Raw genomic sequence first — 22,401 nt, 5'->3', positions numbered from 1 at the left:
TGCGGGCCTAAACCCGGATCCTGCTGCCCTCGGCATCCCGGCCTGCCTGTCCGGCGGAACCAGGCGCGCCACTGAGGTGCGTGCCGTCGGCTTTATCCTTGTCCTGCACCTCAGGGGAAAGGGAACCGGAATGCCGCTTCCCCTCGGGTGCGTGCCGTCGGCTGCCCCTGTCGCGTGCCAGCGCCAGAGCGCAGCCCGCCAGCAGACCGAGGACCGCACCCGCCGTCATATAGACCCCGATGCCCGGCGAGGCCGGGGCGGAAGGAACGGCAGCGGCGGAAATCATGCGGCCGGGAATTTCACCGACCAGGCTCAGCGCGGTCAGCTGTTCGTGGAGCGAGGACAATTCCTGCCTTTCCGCGTCCGACATGGAATCGGAGGATGTCAGCTCCTCGACCTGCTGGTTCAAAAGGTTGATCTGCCCCTCGGCAATCTCGCCGGCGCCCGCGCTCCGGAAGTTCAGGTAGGCCTGTGCAAGCGCATTCGCATGGTCCGCAGCAGCCTGGGCGCTTTCATCCCGCACGCTTACCTTCAGGACCTGGGAACCCGTGGGTGCGGCGACGGAAGTCTGCTCCATCAACTCATCCACTGTGACGTCCTCCAGATTCGCGGCTGCGGCCTCGGCAACCTCCCGCGACGCCATAACCTCGCGCTCCGTTGCCATGTTCACCTGCAGCGGCGCCGATGACGCGAACGGGGAGGTCGTGAGCGGCGCCACGGTCAGGGATGCACTGGCGGAATAGGTGACGGGAGCCACTCCCCCGAGGACAAGTCCGACTGATCCGAAGAGCAGGACCATTACCGCCACCAAAAGCCACCGGCGAACGATTACCCCCACAAGAAGTCCCAATTCAATAACCGGGCCGTTCGAATTAATACCCATGCTATTCCCCCCAGCGAATCAGTGGCGCGTTGATGTATTTCATCCTAGAGTTGGCGGAGAGGCACCACACGAGTAAAAACAACCATTCCGGAAATCCGATGCTCGTATTTATACCCGGGCGCACGAGGTCCACTCCCGGATTTACTTGAGTACCGGTATCGGCACCTAATACAAATGGCCACCGCGGGGGACAATGTGGATTTCAAGGCAGAAATAGCACAATGGGCCACGCCTCCGATAAGGCTGGTGACGGTGCTGCTGTTCCCCGGCTTGTTCCTCATTGCGGTCCTGCTTGTGGCACTGCCTCCAAGCCCCGGGAGGGAAAGCAGCACCGTCGATCTGGTCCACGGCGCCGGCCACGGGGAAGATGAAGCGTTCCTGCCCGGCTGGGGCGTTCCCGTCCACCGGGACGAGTTCGACGCAGGCCTGGAGCAGTGGACGGTTCGTGACCGGTCCACGCACGGCTCGCTCAGCTATGACCGCGCCCTGATAGGCAGCAGTCAGGTGGCCGTCCGCAACGGCATGCTCACCATCACGGGCCAGCGCCTGGCGGTGCCCGTGCCAGGAAGCGAAGACCGTCCTTTCCTTACGGGCTATGTAGACAGCGCAGGCATTTTTTCCCAGGAGTATGGCCGGTGGGAAATCCGTGCCCGGCTTCCCGTACCGCCCGGCTCGTCCCAGGGGATATGGCCGGCCTTCTGGCTCCGCCCTGACGACAGCGCTACGGAGGGCGAAATCGACATCATGGAAGCGTACGGGACCTCGGTATCTGCCCCGTACGGGCTGTCGACGCGCAGCCGCACCCAGGCCTCACTGCACTTCGACCAGTCCGGGCAGAACAAAACCAGCGGTTGGACGCCGGCAATCCCGGGGCTGGACACCGAATTCCATGTCTGGGCCTTTGAATGGACCCCGGCGGGCATGACCTGGTACATCGACGGACTGCTCTATAAGACGGTTCGCCGGGAAGATTATCCGGCCTATGATGCCGCATTTGGAACGGGGGCGAAGTTCCACATGCGGTTGAACCTGCAGTACGGCTCCAGCTACTGGGGATATCCGGATCCCGTGGACCCGGATATCACCGCGGACCGTGCTCCCTTTGATATTGACTACGTAAGGGTCTGGGCACTGCCCCGCTGACCGGAGGCCATGACCTCAAGTGCCCGCCTCAGCACGGTGCTCGAAGTGTGCACCGTGTACGGGAAGTACACCACCTCCACGCCGACGGCGGCGAAGCTTCGCTCAATTGCCCTGCCCTTCGCAGTGCCCTTCCAGTCGTCACCCTTGAAAAAGACATTGAATCCCACCTCCTGCCAGACCTGCAGGCGGTCCGCCGACGTCTCGCTGACTACCCTGTCCACCAAGTCGATATGCCGCAGGATCTCCATGCGTTCGTGCAGCGGAACCACGGGCAGCCGGCCCTTGGACGCAAGACAGAGCTCATCCGATACCGCGCCGGCAACGAGGACGTCGCAATGAAGGCGGGCCTGCCGAAGGATGTTGAGGTGGCCGACATGGAACAGGTCGAAGGCACCGGCGGCATAACCGATTCTGGTGGCCATGTTTTCTCCTTCGTAGGATGCGGGCTAGTAGGAACCAAGTGGCTTGAACATCTGGACCACGGTGCGCCAGAGGATGATCAGGTCACCCGTCAGGGACCAGTTCTCCACGTAGTAGAGGTCCAGGCGCACGCTGTCCTGCCAGCTGAGGTTGGAGCGGCCGTTGGTCTGCCACATCCCCGTGATGCCCGGCTTGATGTAGAGGCGGCGGTGCACCCGGTTCCGATAGCCGTCCACTTCGCGCTGTAGCGGCGGCCGCGGGCCCACCAGGGACATGTCCCCGATGAGGACATTCCAGAACTGCGGCAGCTCGTCCAGGGAGTAGCGGCGCATCCAGGCACCCACGCTGGTAACCCGGGGATCGGCGCGGATCTTGAACATCAGGCCGGCACCCTCGTTGCGGTCCAAAAGGCCCGCCAGGTCATCCTCGGCCGTCTGCACCATGGAACGGAACTTCAGCATCAGGAATTTACGCCCACCGCGTCCCACCCGCTCCTGCCGGAACAGCGCCGGGCCGGGACTGTCGCGTTTGACGATCACGCCCAGCAGCACCATGAACGGAAGCAGGAGCACCAGCGCCAGGCTGGAGACGGCGATATCGAAAATCCGTTTGAACGCGTGCCGTGCCCCGGTGTACTGCGGCAGTTCCACGTGCATCAGCGGCAGGCCCTCAACGGGGCGGGAATGTATCCGCGGGCCGGCGACATTGGTCAGGCCCGTGGTCAGGATCAGCTCCGTTGCCGACTCCTCGAGCTCCCAGCCCAGTTCCTGCACGTATTGGCCGCCGCTCCTGGTTGGTCCGGCAACAATGACTGCATCGGCACCCACCCGGCGGACGGCGTCGACCACCGAATGCTCATCCGAAACCACCGGCAGCAATCCACCGTCCACCTCGAGGAAATTCCGAGGCTTCCCCGTCAGCGCCACTCCCACAACCTGATAGGCGGACTTCCCGGCAATCTGGTGCACCACGTAGCGCACATCCCGCGCCCGTCCCAGCACCACTACCTTCGACAGGTAGCTGCCCTGCCGCCGCCGGGCCCACAGCCACCGCCGCAGCAGCCAGCGGCTGCAGATCAGCCCGCCGGCGCCCACCGGCAGGACGAAACCGAAGTAACCCCGGGCTATGTCCACTTGGAAGATCACGGCAGTAAACGCCATGCTTCCCGCCAGGGTGACCGTTGCGTTGACAATGCGCTTGTACTCATCGGTGCCGATGCCGGTGACCCTTGCGTCCCGGCTGCGGTAGACATGCAGCGCCGCCATCCAGGCCGTGCCGATAAAAAAGGAGACCCACAGGTAGGTGAACGGTCCTACCCGGACACCGGCCGGCTCGGGACCGAACCGCCACAAGTACCCGGCCAGTACGGCAACCGACACCACCAAGGCATCGGAAACCGCGAGGATACGGCAGTACCGCCGGCTCCATGCCGCAGCTGTCGGGTGGCCCGCCCGGCCGAACACTCCCTGCGTGGTGAAGCTGGGAAAGGTGAAGCCCGGAGCCTGCCGCGCATCAATACCTGGTTCCTGTACCGCCGTCATCGTTCATCCCCCACGAACCACACGCATAAAAGACCTATTGGAGTACTGGATCGGGCCCAGCCTAAGAGCGGCTAACGCCGCTCACACGAGTACCGGATACCCGGCCGCAGGCTGCGAACTTGTGCCTCACGCGGGTGACTACTCGGCTTGGGGAAGCAGAACTCTTGGAGCGTGGCGTGACGAGTAACCGGGGGTAATAAAGATCCCCGGTATCTGCCGGGGCCGGGAGCGTCGCCTACAGCAGGGAGCTGCTGCGGGGACCCGGTTCCAGGGCACGGTAGGCCGACTCGAGGTCCGCCCGGCGGCTGATGCCCAGCTTCACATAGATCCGGTATACGTGCCCCTCCACGGTCCGCTGCGACAGCGTGAAGTGGGCTGCGATGTCCTTGGTTGTGGCACCGGAAAGCAGGAGGTCCACAATTTCGTGCTCCCGCCGGGTCAGCCGGACCAGATGCAGGGACGGGCTCAGGTACGAGACCGTCACGCCGGCCAGTTCCTCCCGGCGCCGGCGAAGCTGCTGGATGAGTGCACGTTGACGGCGCAGGTTCCCGTGGTTCCCGTAAAAACGGATGGCATGGCCGATGCTCTCCACCGCCACCAGGTACTTCTGTGCCCGGATCGCGTCTTCGGCAGCCGCAACCATACGGTCCGGGTTGCCGGAGGCGACTGCCGCAGCGTAGGCGTGCAGGGCCTGGGCTTCCCCGCCTTCAAAGTCGGCAGTGAGTTCGGCCAGCCGTCCGACCTGTGCCAGGTCCCCCACGGCAAGGCAGAGTTCCAGGATGTCCTTTTCGCTGCTGCGCAGCCCGGCCGCACGTGCCTCGGCGGCAAGTACAGCCAGCCTGCCGGAGGTCGGTCCCTCCGTGGACTGGGAGGCTTCGGCTGCCGCGGCATACGCCTGGGCCGTGAGCCACAAATGCCGCGGTCCGGGATAGCCGGCGGCGGGCACCTGGCTGCCGAACCCGGCGGCAGGGGTCCCGTCCCCGACAACTGTGGACGCGTAGCCTGCCAGCCCGAGTGCGTAGGGAAGCAGAAGCTCGGGATCCTTGTCCCGCAGGGATTCCACGGCGGGACGCAGCCTCCGCAGTCCTTCATGCAGCCTGCCCCGGTGGATTTCCAAAGCCGCCTCGAGAACGCCCATGGTTCCCCCCAGCACGGCCAGCAGGTGTCGGGGACCGGTGTGCATCCTGGCAATCAGCTGTTCCAACTGGGTAAACCGGCCGCCGTGGAGCAGGGCCAGGGCCTGGCGTACAAAGACAAACCCGGCATAGCCCCCGAGCCGTCCGGCGCTGCCCTCGAGGAGGTTCGCGGCGGCCTGCGCCTGCTGCAGCGCCGGTCCCACCTCGCCCAGGGCCCCGAGGACTTCCGCGTAGAGTCCGTGGATGATCAAGGCCCGCTCGACGTCGTCGGCTGACTGCGGTTCTTCCTCGTCATCCACGAGGGCAGCCAACCGGGTGCAGGCCTCGACATAGGCACCGTCCACGACCAGCGCGGCGGCCTCCAGCGCTCCCGCCCCGGCACGAACGCGGGGAGGTGTTCCTGCCGCAGGCGTTTCCCTTGCGGCCAGCGCGGTCGCCATCTCAATCCACCGCTGCGCCAGGACGTTCAATTCGCCGGCATCCGCGTTGGTCTGGCGTAGCACCAGGGCACTGGCGAACGCAGCGCGCTGCATGCTCCGCTGATCCCAGGTGCCGACGTCGTCCGTCCCCGTCCTGAGCGCTTCCAGCTGGCTTCGTGCCCGTCCGTAGCCGCCCTGCTGGGCGTACGAAACGGCAAGCTCCACCTCTGCGGGCCTCCGGAAGGGCGGCAGGTGCACGGCGGCAGCGAAGCGCCTGCCGCGTGCCGCGTCGCCCATTGTGTTTGCCGCGCGTGCGGCCGCCAGCAGTTCTTCGGCAGAAAGCCGTTCGCCGCAGTCCAGGGCCCATTCGGCATGCCGCAGCAGGCTGTCCTGGCCTTCAGGCTGCTCCGGGCCAAGCAGCGATCCGGGCTCGTAGCGGCCCAGGACCCGGGTGCGGATCTCGGCGCTGCGGGCAGCCGGTACGAGGCTGCGGATGATCTCCTCGTGCAGCGGCTGCACCAGATGCACCGATTCATCCCGGTCCGGCAGGATCTCCAGGATGCCGTCGATCACGAGCGAGCGGACGGCGTCGTCGTCGGACACCGCCGACACGACGGAGCGCGGCAGGCGCACGGCGAGCGCCACCGTCTCGAGGACGTTGCGTTCTGCAGGGCTGCGGGAAGCGAGCATGCTCTTCACGAGGTCCACCAGCGACGTGTCGAGGCAGTCGGGTTCCTCCCCCAGGTACCACGCCCCGTTCACTTCCACGAGCCGCTGCTGCCGTTGGGCGCGGGTCAGCAGTTCCTTGACGTACAGCGGGTTGCCGCCGGACATCCGGCTCAGCAGCGTGCTGGAGGCCTGGAGCACCGGACCGCCGAGGACGCTGACGCAGAACTCGTGGACGGCCTGCCGGGACAGCGGCCCCAGGTCTATCCGGGCCAGCAACCCGTCCCGGGCCAGCGAGAGCAGCTCGTGGATCCTTGGTGCCCGGGCACGGGAAATGACCATCAGGCGCAGTTCTCCGGACATGGCCAGCTGGGTCAGCAGATGGGCGCTTGCTTCGTCGATGTGCTGGGCGTTGTCCACCACCAGCAGGGTCTGCATGCCGCTGGTTTCGGTGAGCCGCTGGAAATGCGCCCGCACGGTCCGCAGGACCGCGAGCGGGGATTCCATTTCCGCCGCCGTGGCAGAGCCCAGATAAGTGGAGAGGATGCCGTACTGCATGCGGGACAGCACCGGAGACCCGCACACGTAGTACGGCGCCATGATCGAGCCGAGGCGCTCAGCTGCCAGTTCAGCCAGCGAGGACTTGCCGATCCCCTCCGCCCCCAGCAGGACGACGCCGCGCAGCCCCGGGTCCAGGAGCCTGTTGGTCACTTCGGCGAGTTCGCGTTCACGGCCGAACAATTGGCGGCCTTGTCCCCAATGCGTCATTTCTTCGCCCCTGACTGCTCGGCAATCGTGCGTGCCAGCTCCCGGCGGCTGCCGACGTGGAGCTTGGAGTACACCTGGTAAAGATGTCCTTCGACGGTCCGGACCGAGATGCCCAGTTCCTCTGCGATCTTCTTGTTGCTGGTGCCGGCCACCGCCTTGCGGGCGATCGAGCGTTCCCGGGCGGTAAGCGCGCCAAGGAATTCGTCGGCGGCCTCGGCCTGTGAGTCCGGAGCCGCTACCCGGCGGCTGCGGTGGATAAAGCGGACGGTGGCCCGGTCGCCGGCTCCGGAGGCGATGCTCAAGGCGTGCTCCGAGATTTCCCGGGCCAGCAGCACATACCCGATGCCGGCCGCTGTCTCCGATGCCCGCAGCAGTACCTGGGCGTCCCCGTTACCCAGGCCCTTGGCATAGAGCTCGCACAATGCCGCGAAGTCCCCTTCCTGGTTGGCAGCCACGGAGAGCACGTCGTCGAGGCTTTCCTCATCGCCGAGCCGCATGGCGGTGAACCGGGCCAGCAGCTCATAGGCGTACGCTCCCCGCCGGTGGTCCTGGGCGGCGAGTGAGGAAAAGCGGCTGCTGCCGGTCTCCGATCCCAGTGCCGCCTCCGTCAGGGCCGAGAAATGCCGGGAGCCGCGGCGAACGGTCCAGGGGCCGCCGTCGGCCGCCGAGCGCTGCATCTGCAGATACCGGCGCGCGTCCTCGCTCCGCCCTTGAACGGCGTGGCAGTAGGCCGCGGCCGCGGCGGCAAGCGGCAGGAAGGCCGCAGGTCCGCTGACCGCCAGCTGGTTGACCGCGGGAGTGAGCGCCGCGAGCGCCGGTTCGGGCCTGCCGGCGAAGGCATGCAGCAATCCTTCGGCCAGTTCCGTGTAAGTGCCCTCCATGCCATCGGCAGCGGACCGGGCCAGCAGCCGTTCGCAGGCGGGCAGCGCCCCGGTGAGCGCGTAGGTGTGCAGGATCCTGCTGACCACGCGGACACGCGTACCGGCACTGAGCTCCGTGCCCTGGAGCAGCCGCTCCACCTTCCCCGCCTGTTCAAGGGCGTCATCCTGGCGGTTGGTCATGCTCCAGGCCTCAGCCTGCCAGGCGGCACGCAGGATCCGGAAGTCGGCGTCGGGAATGTCCAGGTCAGCGAGATACGTGCTGTTCGCCAGGAACCGGCCGTGGGCGGAGTGGCATTCGCCCCGGGCCAAAGCCAGCTCGCGGACCAAGTCGGCGGTGTTTCCACCGTCCGCCCCGCCCAGGCCGGCGATTTCCTGTTCCACCTGCTCGAACAGATCCGTGTGCCGCATCCGTGAAGGTTCTGCGGGGGCTGCCGTGGAGCGGGGATCCCGGAGCCCGGTTGCCTCGATGCACAGCACGCGGCCCTCAGCGAGCAGCAACCGGATTCGCTCCTCGCCGGAAGGGACCGAGTCGCGGCCGCGGAAGCGGGCCAGCACTCCCATCGCTGCCCCGTATTCGCCCTGCGCGGTGCGTGCACGGGCAAGTTCGACGACGACGCCGGCGCTTTCCTCCCCGTCGATGACGGCTGCCAGCAGCCGGACCGCTGTTTCCGGCTGCCCCGCGTCGGTGGCAAGGCGCGCTGCCCGCAGCACCAGTTCCAAGGACGGCACTTCACCGACGCCGTCCAGCCAGTCGGCCAGGACAAGCGGGTCCAGGACCAGTCCGGTGTTCAGCGCCGGCGCCAGGTCTTCAAAGAGCTGCCGTTGCCGCGCCGGAGTCAGTCCGGCCCGCACCGACCGTGCCACTACGGCACTGGTGATGAGCACGTCCGGCACGGGACGGGCATCGAGGGTCACGATTCCCTGTTCCTGCAGCGCGTCCAGCTCCGCGTTGTCCAGCCGGGCAAGAACCACGGGAAGCGGAAGCGACCGGGCCATGGACAGCAGTTGAAGCAACTCGGTCTGCGCCGGTGTCAGGCCCGCGAGGCTGCCCATGACTGTTGCAGCCACCCGTCCGCCCCGGAGTTCCCCGCCGGGGGCAAGGATCCAGCTTCCGTTGTGCAGCCGCAGCCGCCCCGCGTCCTGGAAGTCCGTTCGTGCCAGCGCCAGGAGATGAGGGTTGCCGCCCGCGTGGTCGTGGACTGCGGCGGCTGCTGCCCGCGAGACGCTGCCCCCCAGCAGCGTCCCAAGGTACGCCGCAGTCTCGGGAACGCTCAACGGCTCAAGATCCACCCGCGCCAGGATGCCGTCCCGCCAAAGTCCGGCAAACTCAGCCGGAGCTGAACTAAAATCACGGAACGCCACGAGCATGCCGGCGCTGCGGTTAAGCACCATCTGGGTAAGCACCATGGCGGAAAATTCGTCCAGCTCCTCGGCGTTGTCGACGGCCAGGAGTACGGGGCGGCCCCCGGACCGTTCCGCCACAAGCTGCGTGAGCCCGCGAAGGATCATCACTGGATGGTTGGAAAGCTCCGGGTCCAGGTCCGAAAGCAGGAACGTGAGCGCACCAAACGGTGTCCTTCCCGCAAATTCCGACCCGCGTACCTGCACGATGTAGGTGTCGCCCTGCAGTTGCCTCAGCACGTGCTGCATAACGGCGGTCTTACCAATACCGGCTTCCCCCACCAGCAGGCAGCCGGTTCCCTGTGCGCTCCCGGAGAGGTACCGCAGTATTTCCTGCAGTACCTCTTCCCTCCCGACGACGGCGGTGGAGGCCGGCTGGCGGCCCTCAGAAACCGCTGCCGCGTCCGGTGTGTCGGCTGGGGGTAGACGGTGAAAGGCTGGCTGATCATCATAAGGCTGCACTTCGAGACCCGGTTTCTGTCGTTTTCACGTACAAGCGTCTGGAACAGGTTCTTCGGGAGGGAATTGGTGTGCCCTGCCGTCGGCGGGCGAAAGCGGGGTCGGACCCCTGCATTGCTGCCGTCCACCAGCGTAGAAACGGTCCGTGTGCGCTACACGAGTAGCGCTCCCTAGTTACCGCACGCGGGCTACTTGGAAAACGAGTGCCGACGCCGCGCCCGCCTACGTGATTTCTCTGTGCAAACCACCTGCATTGACTGTCCGCGAAGAAAAACGGTGCCGGCTCAGATATGTGGACGCTCGTCCTCAAGGCACTCGCGCAGTTCCACACGGCCGGATACACGTAACTTCTGGAAAATCCTGCCCAGGTGCCAGTCCACCGTCCGTGGCGAGAGGTGCAGACCGCCGGCCAGCTGCGAACTGCTCTGGCCTGCCGCAGCCCCCAGGGCCAGCTGCCGCTCGAAGTCCGACAATTCCGGCAGTCGATCGGCCACCGAATTGGCCGTCCGCAGCATCCGGTAACTGACATTCTCAATTCGGCGCGCAGCGCGCAGCTGTGCGCGGTCGGCCTGGAGGCGGGCCAGGCGCACGGCCCCGCCGGCTGCCTCATAGGCAATCAGGAACTGGCCCAGGCGGTGGGCCTGCTCCGCTGCTCGAAGCAAACCTGCGGGACGCAGCGCGATGAGTCCCTCGGCCAGCTCCAGGTACATCTCCGCCGAATCCCCGCTGCAGCCGGACGCTGCCTCCCGTAGTTCCCCGGCCGCTCCGGGCCGGTCATGCAGTGCCGCCGTGGCCAACTCCAGCATGACGCCGGGGCGGACCCCGGATACCCCCTCGGCAGCGGGGGAAGGAAACCTGCCGGATTCCGCGGGGGGCGTTACGCCGCGGGCCGCACACAGTCCGGAGAAACTTCGAATGAGGCCTGCTCCCCAATCGGAGATCGGAGCGCCGGGTTCCGGGGACGGGGCGTCGCAGCCTGCCCCGGTGCCGGCGGCCGCAAGGAAGCTGCGGGCAGTATCGCCGTCGTCGAGCAGGATGCATGCATAGGCTGCCGCTGTTCCCGCTAGGGGAAGCAGATCCTGGGTTCCTTCTTCTTCGAACTGCGCCAAGGCCCGCTGCAGGAAGTCCAGGGCGCGGTCCGCGCGGCCACCAAGAACCTGCACAATGCCTTCGCACAGATCATTGCCGCCGTTTAGCTCCATTCCTTCGGCCGCCGCGTCCGTCTGCGCCAGCACATCGGCAGCCTGCCGCAGCTCTCCGCAGTACAGGAAGACGCCGAATAGTTCCGACAGGAGATCCCGCCGCAGGCGGCCTGCCTTGCCGCACTTGTCGGACAGCTCCAGACCAAGCCGTGCTGCTGCGCCGGCTTCCGCCCACCTGCCGCAGCGGGCCAATTCCCCTGCTTCATGCACTGCCGCCAGTGCAGCGGCCATGTCGGCAGCTTGTGTCGAGTCCCCGCCGTATCCGGATCCAGTCCGGCTTGGCACCGCTGCAAGCCTGGCGCGGATCTCAGCGGCGCGGCCAGGAGGGACGAGTGCCGCCGCGGCCTCGGCGAGCAGCGGATCCTTGAGCTGGACGGTACGGACGCAGCCGGAAGTGACCAGCAGATCCTGTTCAAGCCGTTCCACTGCCGGCGGATCGGCTACCTGGAGAAGCATCAGCAGGGGCAGGGCACCGCTGACCGCCAGTACGTCTGCGGCGTACCGTTCCTCCGGGGACAGCTGTCCGGTCTCCACCTCCACCCGCTCTGCCAGGGCACCCGAGTAGGACACCGCCCCTGTCCACACCCAGGTGCCCCGCCGGCGGCGGACTGTCCCGGCGTCCAGCTGCTCCCGAAGGAACAGGGCTGAAAGCAGTGGGTTGCCCCGGCTCCGTGCCTGGACCTGTTGCACCAGCCGGCTGGAAACCCGCCCACCGGCCAATCCCTCCAGCAACACCCGGGTTCCGCTGGGACGCAGCGGTTCGAGGCCTTCCCGGTGCACCGATCCCTCGGACCACCACCGGACAAACTCGCCGGGGCAGGCGGACAGATCCCGGACCGTAGCCAGTATCAGGGCGCTGCCCGTCCTGGACAGCTGAAGAAGGACGGCGATGGTTTCCCCGTCCAGGTCCTCCACATTTTCCACGGCAAGAACCAGGCGCCGTCCGGCCGCCTTGTCCCTGAACACCCGCCGCAGGAACTGCAACACATAGACCGGATCCGACAGGGATTCCGGCGGCAACTCGCTGAGCAGCCAGAAGAGCCCGGCGAATGGTTTTCCCGCCCACGACGCTGCTCCGCGCAGCTGCACTACCGAATAGTCGTTGCCGAGTCCGGCAAGGACACCCGCCATGACCGTGGACTTGCCCGTTCCGGCTGACCCGGTCACCACCACGCTTTTGCCTTCGGACAGTGCGTCGATTGCCCCTGCCACCGCGTTTTTCACCTGGGCCAGCAGGGGTTCACGGAAGTGCGGGCCGGTTTCCACCCCGGGTTCCCGGCTGCCGCTGGGGCCCGGGCTGCGTCCGGCAACTTCCATCGAACGGCTCCTTCACCGGCGTTAACGCAGTGCTGTTGGCGTCACAGTGCTTCTGGTGCCGCGGTTCCTGGTGTTGCGGTTCCTGGTGTTCCGGTGTTCCGCTGTTGGCTTCTGCATCTTTGGGCGCCAGCCGCGTCTTTGGTGCGGCGTTCGTGTCTGCGTACGGAAACGATGAGGGAAGGAGCCGGCGGCGGCTGGGGGGACACCCCGGTCTCAGAGGGCATCGACGCCGCCGGCTCCGTATGTGGGACCCGAGGTACCCGTGCGGCGGAAGCATGACAGTGAAGCATGACAGAGCCGCCCGGACAAACCTTGAGTAACGCTCACAAGGCTACGAATCCCTGGCTGGCTGCACACGAGTAAAACCTACTGGTGTTGCCGGCGGAAATTACTCGGCGGGAGCAGGCCGGTCCCAGCCTCCGGATGCTTCGCCAAGGAGGGGGAACCGTTCCTTCAGTTCTTCCCGGCGGCTGATCCCGAGTTTTTCGTACGTCCTGTAGATATGCCCCTCCACCGTACGGACGGAAAGGTTCAGCATGCCCGCAATCTCGGCGTTGTGTTTTCCGGCAACAACGAGGGCGGCGACGTCGAGCTCACGCCGAGTCAACTTCGGAAGCGCGCCGCGGACGCTGCCGTTGTGCCGTCCCAGCAGCCGTTGGACCCGGTTCAACATCGCGCGGTCGCTGTTCCTGCGGGCCAGGCGCTCTGCTTCGAGCAGGCACTGCCGTGCCAGCTGCAGATCCAGTTCCGGAGCAGGGTCCGAGGCGAGCGCTACCAGCGCCGCACTGTCCTGATCGACGACGGCGCGGGCCACCCGGTTTAATACGAGTGCCTGCGGACCCTCGAATCCTTCCGTCACCTTCATCAGGCGCCCGGCCTCGGAAAAATCACCCAGCCGCATCGAAAGATGGCGCAGGGTGAATTCCACGGCCGTGAACGAACGCTCCTGCGCCTCCGCAGCCGTGTCCCCCAACCTGCGCATGGAAGCGTCATCGGAATCCCGCGCAAACCGCCCTCCGGCGAGGATCCCTTCGGCCAGGAGCCGGTACTGCTCCGGCCCCCGCGGGGAAGTCCGCCCGGCGGCTTCAAGCAGCCGTCCGGCGAGGTCGCGCTGGCCGAGGCTCCCGGCGGCAAAGGAACCCAGCGCCAGGGACAGCGGAAGGATTCCTTCGGGATCGTTGACAGTCGCCGCTTCCACCGCGGCTGAAAAGTCCCTTGCGGCGTCTTGCAGGGCACTCAAACGCAGGTGGCTCAGGCCCACTGCAAAGTCCGCAACACCCCCGGAATGCAAGAGCATCCGTTGAACGGCTGAGTCCGCGGAACCAACGGTCCGCTGCAGCTGGTCCCATTCGCCGAGCCAAAGCAGTACCGAAAGGTGCCGGTGCAGGACGAACGGGCCAAAGAACTGCGAACAGGTAGTGGTTTCGCCCAGCAGTTCCAGGGCAGCCGTGCTGTGTTCAAGCGCGGTCTGTGCCCGGCCCGTTGCAACTTGGATCTCAGCCGTCAGCGCCTCGGCAAACAGGATTGCCTCATTGTCAGCGCTCCCGTGTGCTTCGCGGAGCACCTCCGCCAGTTCCAACTCGACGTGGCTGTAATCCCCTTCCCGGACCCGGGACAGGAGCCTGAGCGCCTGTACCCCCCAGCGTGCGCCGTCGAGCGCTTCGGCAGGTTGGTTTCCGGATAGCCTCTCAATGGCGCGCATCCATTGCCGGGCCAGCGGATCCGCCCAGTCAGTCCCGGGCCCGGACTGCAGGGCCGTCGCGATATGCACCGTCATCGCCTGCTTCACGGTGTGCAGATCAGTTGCCTGCTCGAGTGTCCCTTCCAACGCGGCGGCCGCCAGGCCCGCTTCGCCGAGCAGCAGCAGTGCGCGCGACTCCTGTATCCGTGCCGGTATACGCAGCTCCCCTCTTCCTGCCGCCGCGGCAGCCCGGAGAGCCAGCCGGGGATCGAAGCGGTTATTAGCTCTTTCCGCCGCGTGCAGCAACTCAAGCTCCGGCACTTCGGCCCCCAGCGCCAGGGACCATGAGACCAGGCGGAGCTGCCCCTCGTCCCCTATGTCCGTGCCTGCCAGCACACCCTGCAGCTGCTTAAGGAGACGTGCGCTGCGGGCAGCCGGAACCATCCCCCGGATGACCTCTCCGTAAATCGGATGCAGCGGGCGTACCGCCTGTCCGGTGCCTGGCTCATGCGAAACCCCCACCAGCAGGGAAGCTGCCAAACGGTCCACCGAGGCATGCAGGCCCAGCCGGAAGGCAGCACCCAGCGACAGTGGTTCGGCAAGGGAAATCACTTCCAGCGCCAGGCGGTCCTGAGGATCCAGGCCCCGCACCTGTGCCTTGACGAGGTCTCCCACACGTCCACCGACGGGCGGATCGCCGTCGGCAGTTCCCCAGATTCCCTGCCGCTGAACCAGGAACCCGCTGCGCACGGCTTCGTCAATCAAGGCCAGCAGATACATCGGGTTCCCACCGGTGAGGCGGGTCAGCTCAACGGAGGCAGTGGTGCTGATTTGGCCTTGGAGCTCCTGTTGGCACAGCTGAAGGACTTCCCGTTCGTCCAGCGGCAACAGTCGGTGCCGGGTCAGCTGCCCGTCCCACATGTGCGGCAGGACGCCCGAAATGTCCGGGAAGGTCCGGGACAGGACAAGAAGCCTGATGTATCGGGCATCAAGGAGCTGGGCGAGTAGGTCGAGACTGGGCGCGTCGATGTCGTGCGCGTCATCCACAATTACCAAAGGTTCCGGGCCCGGCTGGAAAGCGGTCGCTCCGCCGGCCGGGACCACCGGAAAGAACCGGGCCATCAAGGCGCGCATAACCGCCAGCGCAGACCCCGTCTGCCCCGGAGCGAGGTCAGGCAGGAGGGCCGCCAGCGCACCATACGGCACCGTTTTGAGTGCAGGACTGGAGTAGACCCAGTAAACGGGCATCTCCGACTGCAGCTCCCGGGCGGCAGCCTTGGCCACGGCAGTCTTTCCCAGCCCGGCTTCCGCCGCCACTGCAGCACCGTGTCCAGCGGGGCGGCGCAGGCTCCCGAGCACCGAGGCAAGCACGGTATCCCTGCCCGTCAGCGACCGCTCGTTCAACCCGTACATCGAATTCCCCCATCGGTTCCTAGGCCAGAATCTCTGCCAACTCGGAACGGCCGGAGACATGGAGCTTCGCGAAAATCTTTCCGAGGTGCCACTCGATGGTCCGGGGAGACAGGTTCAGTTCCCGGGCTATCTGCGTGGTGGTGGCCAGCGTAACCACCCGATGCGCAAGATCTGCCTCGAATTCGCTCAGTTCCGCCAGTGTTTTTGCGCGGCCACCGACATGCCGCATACGCCGCAGGCTTGCATTGGCCACTGCACGGGCCGTTCTCCCCAGGTGTTTGCGCTCGCCCGCACTGCTGTTTGGCAGGCTGCGCTCGGCCGCCCGGGCGGCATCCCGGGCGGCATCCCGGGACAACAGGTACTGTCCGCGCTCAAGGAACCCTTTTGCCGCAGTGACCAGCAGGGCAGGGTCGTCGTTGAGGACTCCGGCAGCGAAGCCCGTCAGCAGGTCGGCAAATCTTCCGTTCCCCTCGTTTGCCGTCTCGAGGACGTCGGCGGCAGCCTGCTTGTCACCGGCCCGAACGGCTGCCGACAGGAACAACAGTGCCGGTGCGGTATAACCTGCCGCCCGGGCGGCCGCGGCTTCGCTGCGCAGACGTCCGCAGCGGACTCCGTCATCGGTGTCTTCGGCCAGCAGGGAGAAATAGCTGAGAAGGAACCCGCGGAAGTAGCCGGGGGCCTTTTTCGCACTGCGCGCCTGCCGAAGCAGTTCGGCGGCTTCGGGGAGCCGGTCCCGATGGACATAGGCCCCAAGGGTCAATGCAAGGGGAAGCATGTCCTGCGGGTCATGGTTGCGCAACTGCCCGATGGCACCGTCAAGCGCGTCCCGGACCGCACCGTCCTGTCCCTGCCATGCCGCGAGGACTGCCACGGCCAGTTCACCTGCGCTGCCTTGCCAGGACGGCCGGACTCCGGTCTCATCGAATGCCCGAACGAACGCCACGGCCCGGTCCAGCTCACCCGAAACAACATAGGTATCAAATATGCGGGTGCAGACTTCCCCGGCGTTCGCGGCATTTACTGCATAGTCCTTCGGCGGCCCCAGCTGCTCGAGGATCTGCAGCGCTTCATCGGTCCGTCCGGCCAGGGCCAGGACGTGGGCGGACAAGGCGGCCGCCTGAATCCGGGTGGCCAGGCTCAGCCTCCCGTCCCGGGAGACGCGGGCGAGGCTGCCGGGGACCTGCCGGAGGCGGCCGGCGTCCGCAGCCAACGCGCTCCGGGCAAGAACAAAGGCCGCTGCCAGTTCGGGGGAATCCCCTTCTTCCGGGCATGACTCCTCGATGGCCGCAAGCGCCTGGAGCGGGTCACCGGCTCCGGGTATCCAGGCCAGCGTATGGCAGTGAAGCAGCAGCAACGGCACGTAGCTGGAACGCTCCCCGGGGACCAGCCGTGGCTCCGCTTCCCTGAAGACGCGGAGGGCTTTGTCCAGGTAGCCCGCGCCTTGCAGGGCGCGGATCTCTTCAAGCACCATCTCCTGGCTGCGTGCTGCCGGGGGCACGGTGCGGATGAATCTCAGTGCTGCAGCTGCATCCGCACGCCTATTGGCTGCGCGCGCAGCACGGAGTGCGTCCGCCGGGGCGAGATCCTCGCCGCAGGACAGGGCCCAGCCGAGGAAGGCGGTCAGTTCCTCGCCGTCCATGTCCCTGGGATCCATCCCGCCGGCTGCCTCTTCCCACAGTTCCCGCATTCGGCCCGGCGCCATGCTCGCCGCTATTACCGACCCTGGGTTTCCGCTGCCGAGCCGGACCATCGGCGGGTTGCCGGTTACACAGATGAGCTGCTGCTCCTCGAGGGAATCGACCCCGGCTTCGGGCACCAGTTCCAGGACGCGCGGCAGAGGGACGCTGACGCACAGCGCCAGGACTTCCACCAGCTTTCGTTCGTGGGTTCCCAGCCGGTCCAGCATCGTGTCAAGTACTTCGCTGACCTCGCCGGTACGGACAAAGGGTGCAGTCCGGACCCATGTGGATTCCCGGCGCACCAAGGTGCCGGAACGCACCTGGGCACCGGTCATGAGCCTGATCATCCGGGGACTGCCTTCTGTCTCCCGCCACATCGTTGCGGCGGCAAGGGCCGAGACCCCTCCGCCCAGCAACTGCTGCATCAACTGGCGGGTCTGCCGCTCGGTAAGGAGTTCAAGATCGACGCGCCGGAGCAGGCCTTCACTCCACAGGCCAACCAGCTCATGGCCTGCTTTGAACTGGATGGATGCAGCAGCCGCCAGCACTGCAATGCTTCCTCGCCGAACGAGCTGGGACAGCACCATGACGGAAAACGGATCCAGCCGATCCGCGTTGTCCACGGTGACCAGTACCCGGTTTCCCCCGGCACGGGCGGCGAAGACGCGGCTGAGTTCCTGCAGCACCCGAAGCGGATCCTGCTCGTCTCCTTCGGGGAGGCCGCTTAGCAGGAAGGCCAGTGCGCCGTATGGCGTCTCGGCGGCGATGGCGGTGCCCCGGACCGGAATGGTATGGAAGTCTGCCTTCAGGCGATCCGCCACGGCATTCAGCACCGCGGTTTTACCTACACCGCCCTGGCCGAGGAGGACGGCGCCGGCTCCCCCGGCGGAGAGGGCAGAGCATAAGCCGTCGAGGATTTCTGCCCGCCCGATCAACTCTGCTCCAGTTGCCACGCTTTTCATCAGCCAGCCCACGCCCCCCACAACGCCCGCACAGATCCGGATCCCGGATACCTCGGCCCTCGGTAGCAACCGCTCAGTGGAATGGAGCATACGCGCGCGCACGGGCTGCGTCTAGATACAAAAACATGCATCAGGAATGCGCAGCTAACAGGAAAAGCGCCGCTGGGAGGCAATAGCGGGGAGAGAATAAGGGACCGACGCCGGGATGGGGGTGGCCCAGTCTCGGAGGCCTCCCGACGTCGGCCCCGCTTTGGGAGCCCGTAAGGCTGGTTCCATTTTAGGCCGGGTAACGGAACGGAAACAATGGCTCCCCGCCATTCGGGACGCTGGAAAACTACTCCATTCTGCCCCGCGGTTACCTAGGCCCCGGGGATCAGGCGCCGGCTCCGTGGAATTTCTGCTGGGCGGCCGTAAGGCCCTCGGTCAGGAGCAGTTCGACTGCATCTGCGGCATCGCCGATGAGGAATGGAAGCTCCTTGGCCTCGGTTCCGGAGAAATCCTTGAGGACATAGTCGGCGGTGTCCATGCGTCCGGGCGGACGGCCTACTCCAACCCGGACACGCAGGTAATCCTTGGTGCCCAGGGCCTTGCTGATGTCCCGCAGTCCGTTGTGGCCGCCTTCTCCGCCGCCGCGCTTCAGGCGAACGGTATTGAAGGGGATATCGATCTCGTCGTGAACCGCCACAACCTGCTCGGCGTCGATATCAAAGAACCGGGCCAGGGAGGACACGGGGCCGCCGGACAGGTTCATATAGGTCAGTGGTTTGGCCAGCACCACGCGCGGGCCGCCGATGCCGAGGCGTCCTTCGAGGATGGAGGCGTGCGACCGGTGGGTCTTGAACCTGCCGCCCATGCGGGAAGCCAGCTCGTCAAGAACCATCTGGCCGACATTGTGCCGGTTACGGCTGTAGCCGGGCCCGGGGTTTCCGAGCCCGGCTACAAGCCAGGTGTTGCTGTTCACTACTGGTACTGCTCCTTAAATAAGAACCGGACGGCTCCGTTACGGGGAGCAGACCCCGGAAGTGGGTTACGCTTCGGCGCCGACTTCAGCAGCTGCAACAGCAACCTGCTCGTCAGACGGAGCGCCCAGGTCCTGCACGGTGGGCTCGGAGATGTTGATGATCATGGTCTCGGGATCAAGCAGCAGCTCGACGCCGGCAGGCAGGATCAGGTCGGAGGCGTAGATGTGCTCGCCGGCCTTGCGGCCCTCGATGCTGACCACGATGGTTTCCGGCAGATCGGTGGCGTCTGCGGCAACCAGGACGGTGTTGGCTTCCTGGTTGTAGACCGAGTCGCCTGCTTCCAGTTCGCCTTCAACGTGGACGTTGACCTCAACCTCGACCTTTTCGCCCTTGCGGACGGTCAGGAGGTCGATGTGCTCGATGATCTGCTTGATCGGATCGCGCTGGATGTCGCGGGCCAGGGCCAGGTGGGACTCGCCGTCGATGTCGATTTCCAGCAGGGCGTTGGAGGTGCGGACAGCCAGCGTGGTGGCCTTGGCCGGCAGCAGGATGTGCATAACATCGGCGCCGTGGCCGTAGATGACGGCCGGGATCTGGCCGGCGACGCGGGCCTTGCGGGCTGCACCCTTGCCGAATTCGGTGCGTACGGTTCCTGCGAGCTTCTGCTCAGACATAGCTACTCCTGTAAGTGGTGTTCCGTGGTTGCCTTGGGCGCCGGTTTCGGAACAGTGCACCGTACGGACCGGTTTCGGTCCTCAGTACGGCCAGAAGTTGCCAGCCACCGTCGATAACGGAGTTCGACCGGAATTCTCCGGGCCGCTCCCTCGCCTAGGCATCGGACTCAATGCTACCAGCACAAGACCGCCCGCCCGAACAGCCGTGAGGCAGTCCGGACGGGCGGTTGGGTAAGCCGAGGTGCCGTTAGTGCTAGGCCTTGCCGTCGAAGAGGCTCGTGACTGATCCGTCTTCGAAGACCTCCTTGATGGCCCGGGCAATCAGCGGGGCAATCGAGAGCACGGTCAGCTGGTCAAAGCGCTTCGCTGCCGGGATCGGCAGGGTGTTGGTGACAACTACCTCGCGGGCACCGGATTCGGCGAGGGTCCGCGCCGCCGGATCGGAGAACACCGCGTGCGTTGCAGCGATGATGACATCCTTGGCACCGGCTTCCTTGAGGACGCGGACGGCCCCGGCGATGGTGCCGCCGGTGTCGATCATGTCGTCAATCAGCACGCACGTGCGCCCTTCAACCTGCCCCACAACCTGCTTGGACACGGCCTGGTTCGGGACGGTCAGGTCGCGGCTCTTGTGCACGAAGGCCAGCGGCGAGCCGCCCAGGCGCTCGGCCCACTGCTCGGCAACACGGACACGGCCGGTGTCTGGGGACACCACCGTGACGTTGGAGACATCCACGCGGGTGCGGATGTAGTCGGCCAGCAGCGGGATGGCCATCAGGTGGTCCACGGGGCCGTCGAAGAAGCCCTGGATCTGGGATGTGTGCAGGTCCACGCTCATGATGCGGTCCGCACCGGCTGTCTTGTACAGGTCGGCGATCAGGCGTGCGGAAATGGGTTCGCGGCCGCGGCCCTTCTTGTCCTGGCGGGCGTACGGGTAGAACGGGGAAACCACGGTGATGCGCTTGGCGGAGGCCCGCTTCAGCGCATCTACGGTGATCAGCTGTTCCATCAGCCAGTTGTTCATCGGTGCCGGATGCGCCTGGATCACGAAGGCATCGGTACCGCGGACGCTCTCGCCGGGCCGGACATAGATCTCGCCGTTGGCGAAATCGTAGGACGCCAGCGGCAGCAGGTCCGTGTCAAGACAGCGCGCAATCTCCTCGGCCAGCTCCGGGTGTGCCCGGCCAGTGGCAAGGACAAGCTTCTTTTCACCTTGTGCGGTGATCTCGCTGCTCATTAATGATCGCTTTCTCGCGTGGGGGAATCAGTTACTGAGGAAGAAGTGGTGGACGCGGAAGCCGCAGCTTCCGCAGCCGCGGTACCGGGACGCTTGTCCAGCACCCAGCCGTCGAGGTTGCGCTGAGGCGCAACATTGATGGCCAGGGCACCGGCCGGTACATCCTTGCGGATCACGGTTCCGGCTCCACTGTACGCGCCGTCGCCTACCGTGACGGGGGCCACGTACATGTTGTCGCTGCCCATGCGCACATGCGAACCGATGGTCGTATGGTGCTTATTCACGCCGTCGTAGTTCACGAAAACGGACGCGGCGCCGATGTTGGACTGCTCGCCGATGGTGGCGTCCCCCACATAGGAAAGGTGGGGAACCTTGGATCCCGCGCCGATGTCGGCGTTCTTGGTTTCCACGAAGGTGCCGATCTTGCCCTTGGCGCCCAGCACCGTCCCGGGGCGCAGGTACGCGAACGGGCCCACGCTGGTTCCGGCGCCAAGCACCGCATCGCTGCCGTGGGTCCGCACCACGGACGCGCCCTCGCCCACGGTGACGTTGGTCAGCGTGGTGTCCGGTCCGACGACGGCGTCCCGGGCAATGCTGGTGGCGCCGTGCAGCTGCGTGCCCGGCAGGACAGTGACGTCTTCGGCCAGGGTCACCGTAGAGTCGATCCACGTTGTTGCCGGATCCACGACCGTAACGCCGGCGCGCATCCACCGGTCCAGGTTCCGCCGGTTGTGTTCCGCGTTGAGGGCGGCAAGCTGGACGCGGTCGTTGACGCCTTCCACCTGCCAAGTGTCGTCGGTGACAACGGCGCTGATGCGTCCGCCGGCGGCGCGGGCGATGCCGAGGACATCGGTCAGGTACATCTCGCCCTGCGAGTTGGAGGTGGTGACCGATTCGAGTGCGCTGCGGAGCACCGCGGCGTCGAAGGCATAGATTCCGGAGTTGATCTCGTTGACGGCCCGCTGCTCGTCCGTGGCGTCCTTGTGCTCGACAATCCCGGTGACGGTCCCGTCCGCTGCACGCAGCACCCGCCCGTAGCCGGTCGGGTCCGCCAGGCGGGCGGTCAGTACGGTCACGGCGTTGCCGGCGGCTTCGTGCACGGCCACCAAGTTGCGCAGTGTCTGCGCTTCCAGCAGCGGGGTGTCCCCATAGGTGACCACAACGGTGCCGTCCAGCGGCGCGGCGGCATCGAGGGCCGAGAGCGCCACCTGGACCGCACGGCCCGTGCCGGGAACGTCGTCCTGGTCAACAATGACGGCTGCCGGTGCCTGTTCTGCGGCGTGCGCGGCGACAAGGTCGCGTTCGTGGCGCACCACGACGGCCAGGAAACGGGGGTGCAGCTCGGAGGCTGCGGCAAGGGCATGGCCGAGCATGGAGATGCCGCCCACGGGATGCAGGATTTTCGGGGTCCGGGACTTCATGCGCGTGCCGGCGCCGGCTGCAAGGACAATCACCGCCGACAAAGTGCCGGTGGAGGCCCCACTGGTTCGGACATCGTTGGTGGTCACGAAAATGGCGCTCCTCGGTGGTACGGCCGGTGTATATCTGCTGCCCTGT

General features: G+C 66.2%; 13 protein-coding genes. 1 reads left to right on the top strand and 12 read right to left on the bottom strand.

Annotation, left to right across the window (positions count from 1 at the left end):
• Positions 1–7 precede the first annotated feature (7 nt).
• Positions 8–883 (bottom strand): Wzz/FepE/Etk N-terminal domain-containing protein, encoded by an 876-nt coding sequence (locus LOC60_RS10240; protein WP_230024834.1) that lies wholly within the window; start codon positions 881–883, stop codon positions 8–10.
• Positions 884–1,057: 174 nt separating this feature from the next.
• Here LOC60_RS10240 and LOC60_RS10235 point away from each other — a divergent pair, with 174 nt between their 5' ends.
• Positions 1,058–2,026, top strand: coding sequence for a glycoside hydrolase family 16 protein (locus tag LOC60_RS10235; RefSeq protein ID WP_230024832.1), 969 nt, complete (start codon positions 1,058–1,060; stop codon positions 2,024–2,026).
• On the opposite strand, the gene LOC60_RS10230 is transcribed toward LOC60_RS10235, so the two are convergent.
• The 11 genes from LOC60_RS10230 to glmU form a co-directional block, all read right to left on the bottom strand.
• Positions 1,996–2,448, bottom strand: a complete 453-nt coding sequence (locus LOC60_RS10230) for an adenylyltransferase/cytidyltransferase family protein (protein ID WP_230024830.1) — start codon at positions 2,446–2,448, stop codon at positions 1,996–1,998. The genes LOC60_RS10235 and LOC60_RS10230 overlap by 31 nt on opposite strands.
• A 24-nt stretch (positions 2,449–2,472) precedes the next feature.
• Positions 2,473–3,987, bottom strand: coding sequence for a sugar transferase (locus LOC60_RS10225; RefSeq protein ID WP_230024828.1), 1,515 nt, complete (start codon positions 3,985–3,987; stop codon positions 2,473–2,475).
• 235 nt (positions 3,988–4,222) lie between these two features.
• The gene (locus LOC60_RS10220) at positions 4,223–6,976 is read right to left on the bottom strand and encodes a helix-turn-helix transcriptional regulator (protein ID WP_230024827.1); all 2,754 of its coding nucleotides are present in this window, start codon (positions 6,974–6,976) and stop codon (positions 4,223–4,225) included.
• Positions 6,973–9,720, bottom strand: a complete 2,748-nt coding sequence (locus LOC60_RS16330) for a helix-turn-helix transcriptional regulator (protein ID WP_230024825.1) — start codon at positions 9,718–9,720, stop codon at positions 6,973–6,975. The genes LOC60_RS10220 and LOC60_RS16330 overlap by 4 nt, the downstream gene beginning before the upstream one ends.
• Before the next feature lie 281 nt (positions 9,721–10,001).
• Positions 10,002–12,236 (bottom strand): helix-turn-helix domain-containing protein, encoded by a 2,235-nt coding sequence (locus tag LOC60_RS10210; RefSeq protein ID WP_230024823.1) that lies wholly within the window; start codon positions 12,234–12,236, stop codon positions 10,002–10,004.
• A gap of 388 nt (positions 12,237–12,624) precedes the next feature.
• Complete coding sequence (locus tag LOC60_RS10205; RefSeq protein WP_230024821.1) at positions 12,625–15,330, bottom strand: LuxR family transcriptional regulator; 2,706 nt, start codon at positions 15,328–15,330, stop codon at positions 12,625–12,627.
• A 19-nt stretch (positions 15,331–15,349) separates the two neighbouring features.
• Positions 15,350–17,962: an AAA family ATPase gene (locus tag LOC60_RS10200; protein ID WP_230024819.1), complete on the bottom strand. Its 2,613-nt coding sequence runs from the start codon at positions 17,960–17,962 to the stop codon at positions 15,350–15,352.
• Between the two features lie 382 nt (positions 17,963–18,344).
• Positions 18,345–18,932 carry an aminoacyl-tRNA hydrolase gene (gene pth, locus LOC60_RS10195; RefSeq protein ID WP_230024817.1) on the bottom strand — a complete coding sequence of 196 codons (588 nt, stop codon included), beginning with the start codon at positions 18,930–18,932 and terminating at the stop codon, positions 18,345–18,347.
• 66 nt (positions 18,933–18,998) lie between these two features.
• A complete protein-coding gene (locus LOC60_RS10190) occupies positions 18,999–19,607 on the bottom strand; it encodes a 50S ribosomal protein L25/general stress protein Ctc (protein ID WP_230024815.1) in 609 nt (202 codons plus the stop codon).
• 253 nt (positions 19,608–19,860) lie between these two features.
• Positions 19,861–20,844 carry a ribose-phosphate diphosphokinase gene (locus LOC60_RS10185; protein WP_230024813.1) on the bottom strand — a complete coding sequence of 328 codons (984 nt, stop codon included), beginning with the start codon at positions 20,842–20,844 and terminating at the stop codon, positions 19,861–19,863.
• Positions 20,844–22,352, bottom strand: a complete 1,509-nt coding sequence (glmU, locus tag LOC60_RS10180; RefSeq protein WP_331460802.1) for a bifunctional UDP-N-acetylglucosamine diphosphorylase/glucosamine-1-phosphate N-acetyltransferase GlmU — start codon at positions 22,350–22,352, stop codon at positions 20,844–20,846. Before glmU ends, LOC60_RS10185 begins: the two co-directional genes overlap by 1 nt.
• Positions 22,353–22,401: the final 49 nt, after the last annotated feature.

Origin of the sequence: Arthrobacter sp. zg-Y769 (genome assembly GCF_020907405.1) — a bacterium.
Classification (GTDB): domain Bacteria; phylum Actinomycetota; class Actinomycetes; order Actinomycetales; family Micrococcaceae; genus Arthrobacter_B.
This window is presented reverse-complemented; position numbering and strand designations above follow the sequence as displayed.

Bases quoted from the DNA above. Each gene is read 5' to 3' on its own strand.
- LOC60_RS10235 (WP_230024832.1), top strand. From the start codon at position 1,058: ATGGCCACCGCGGGGGACAATGTGGATTTCAAGGCAGAAATAGCACAA.
- LOC60_RS10210 (WP_230024823.1), bottom strand. From the start codon at position 12,236: ATGGAAGTTGCCGGACGCAGCCCGGGCCCCAGCGGCAGCCGGGAACCC.
- LOC60_RS10205 (WP_230024821.1), bottom strand. From the start codon at position 15,330: ATGTACGGGTTGAACGAGCGGTCGCTGACGGGCAGGGATACCGTGCTT.
- LOC60_RS10225 (WP_230024828.1), bottom strand. From the start codon at position 3,987: ATGACGGCGGTACAGGAACCAGGTATTGATGCGCGGCAGGCTCCGGGC.
- LOC60_RS10185 (WP_230024813.1), bottom strand. From the start codon at position 20,844: ATGAGCAGCGAGATCACCGCACAAGGTGAAAAGAAGCTTGTCCTTGCC.
- LOC60_RS10190 (WP_230024815.1), bottom strand. From the start codon at position 19,607: ATGTCTGAGCAGAAGCTCGCAGGAACCGTACGCACCGAATTCGGCAAG.
- LOC60_RS10240 (WP_230024834.1), bottom strand. From the start codon at position 883: ATGGGTATTAATTCGAACGGCCCGGTTATTGAATTGGGACTTCTTGTG.
- LOC60_RS10230 (WP_230024830.1), bottom strand. From the start codon at position 2,448: ATGGCCACCAGAATCGGTTATGCCGCCGGTGCCTTCGACCTGTTCCAT.
- LOC60_RS10220 (WP_230024827.1), bottom strand. From the start codon at position 6,976: ATGACGCATTGGGGACAAGGCCGCCAATTGTTCGGCCGTGAACGCGAA.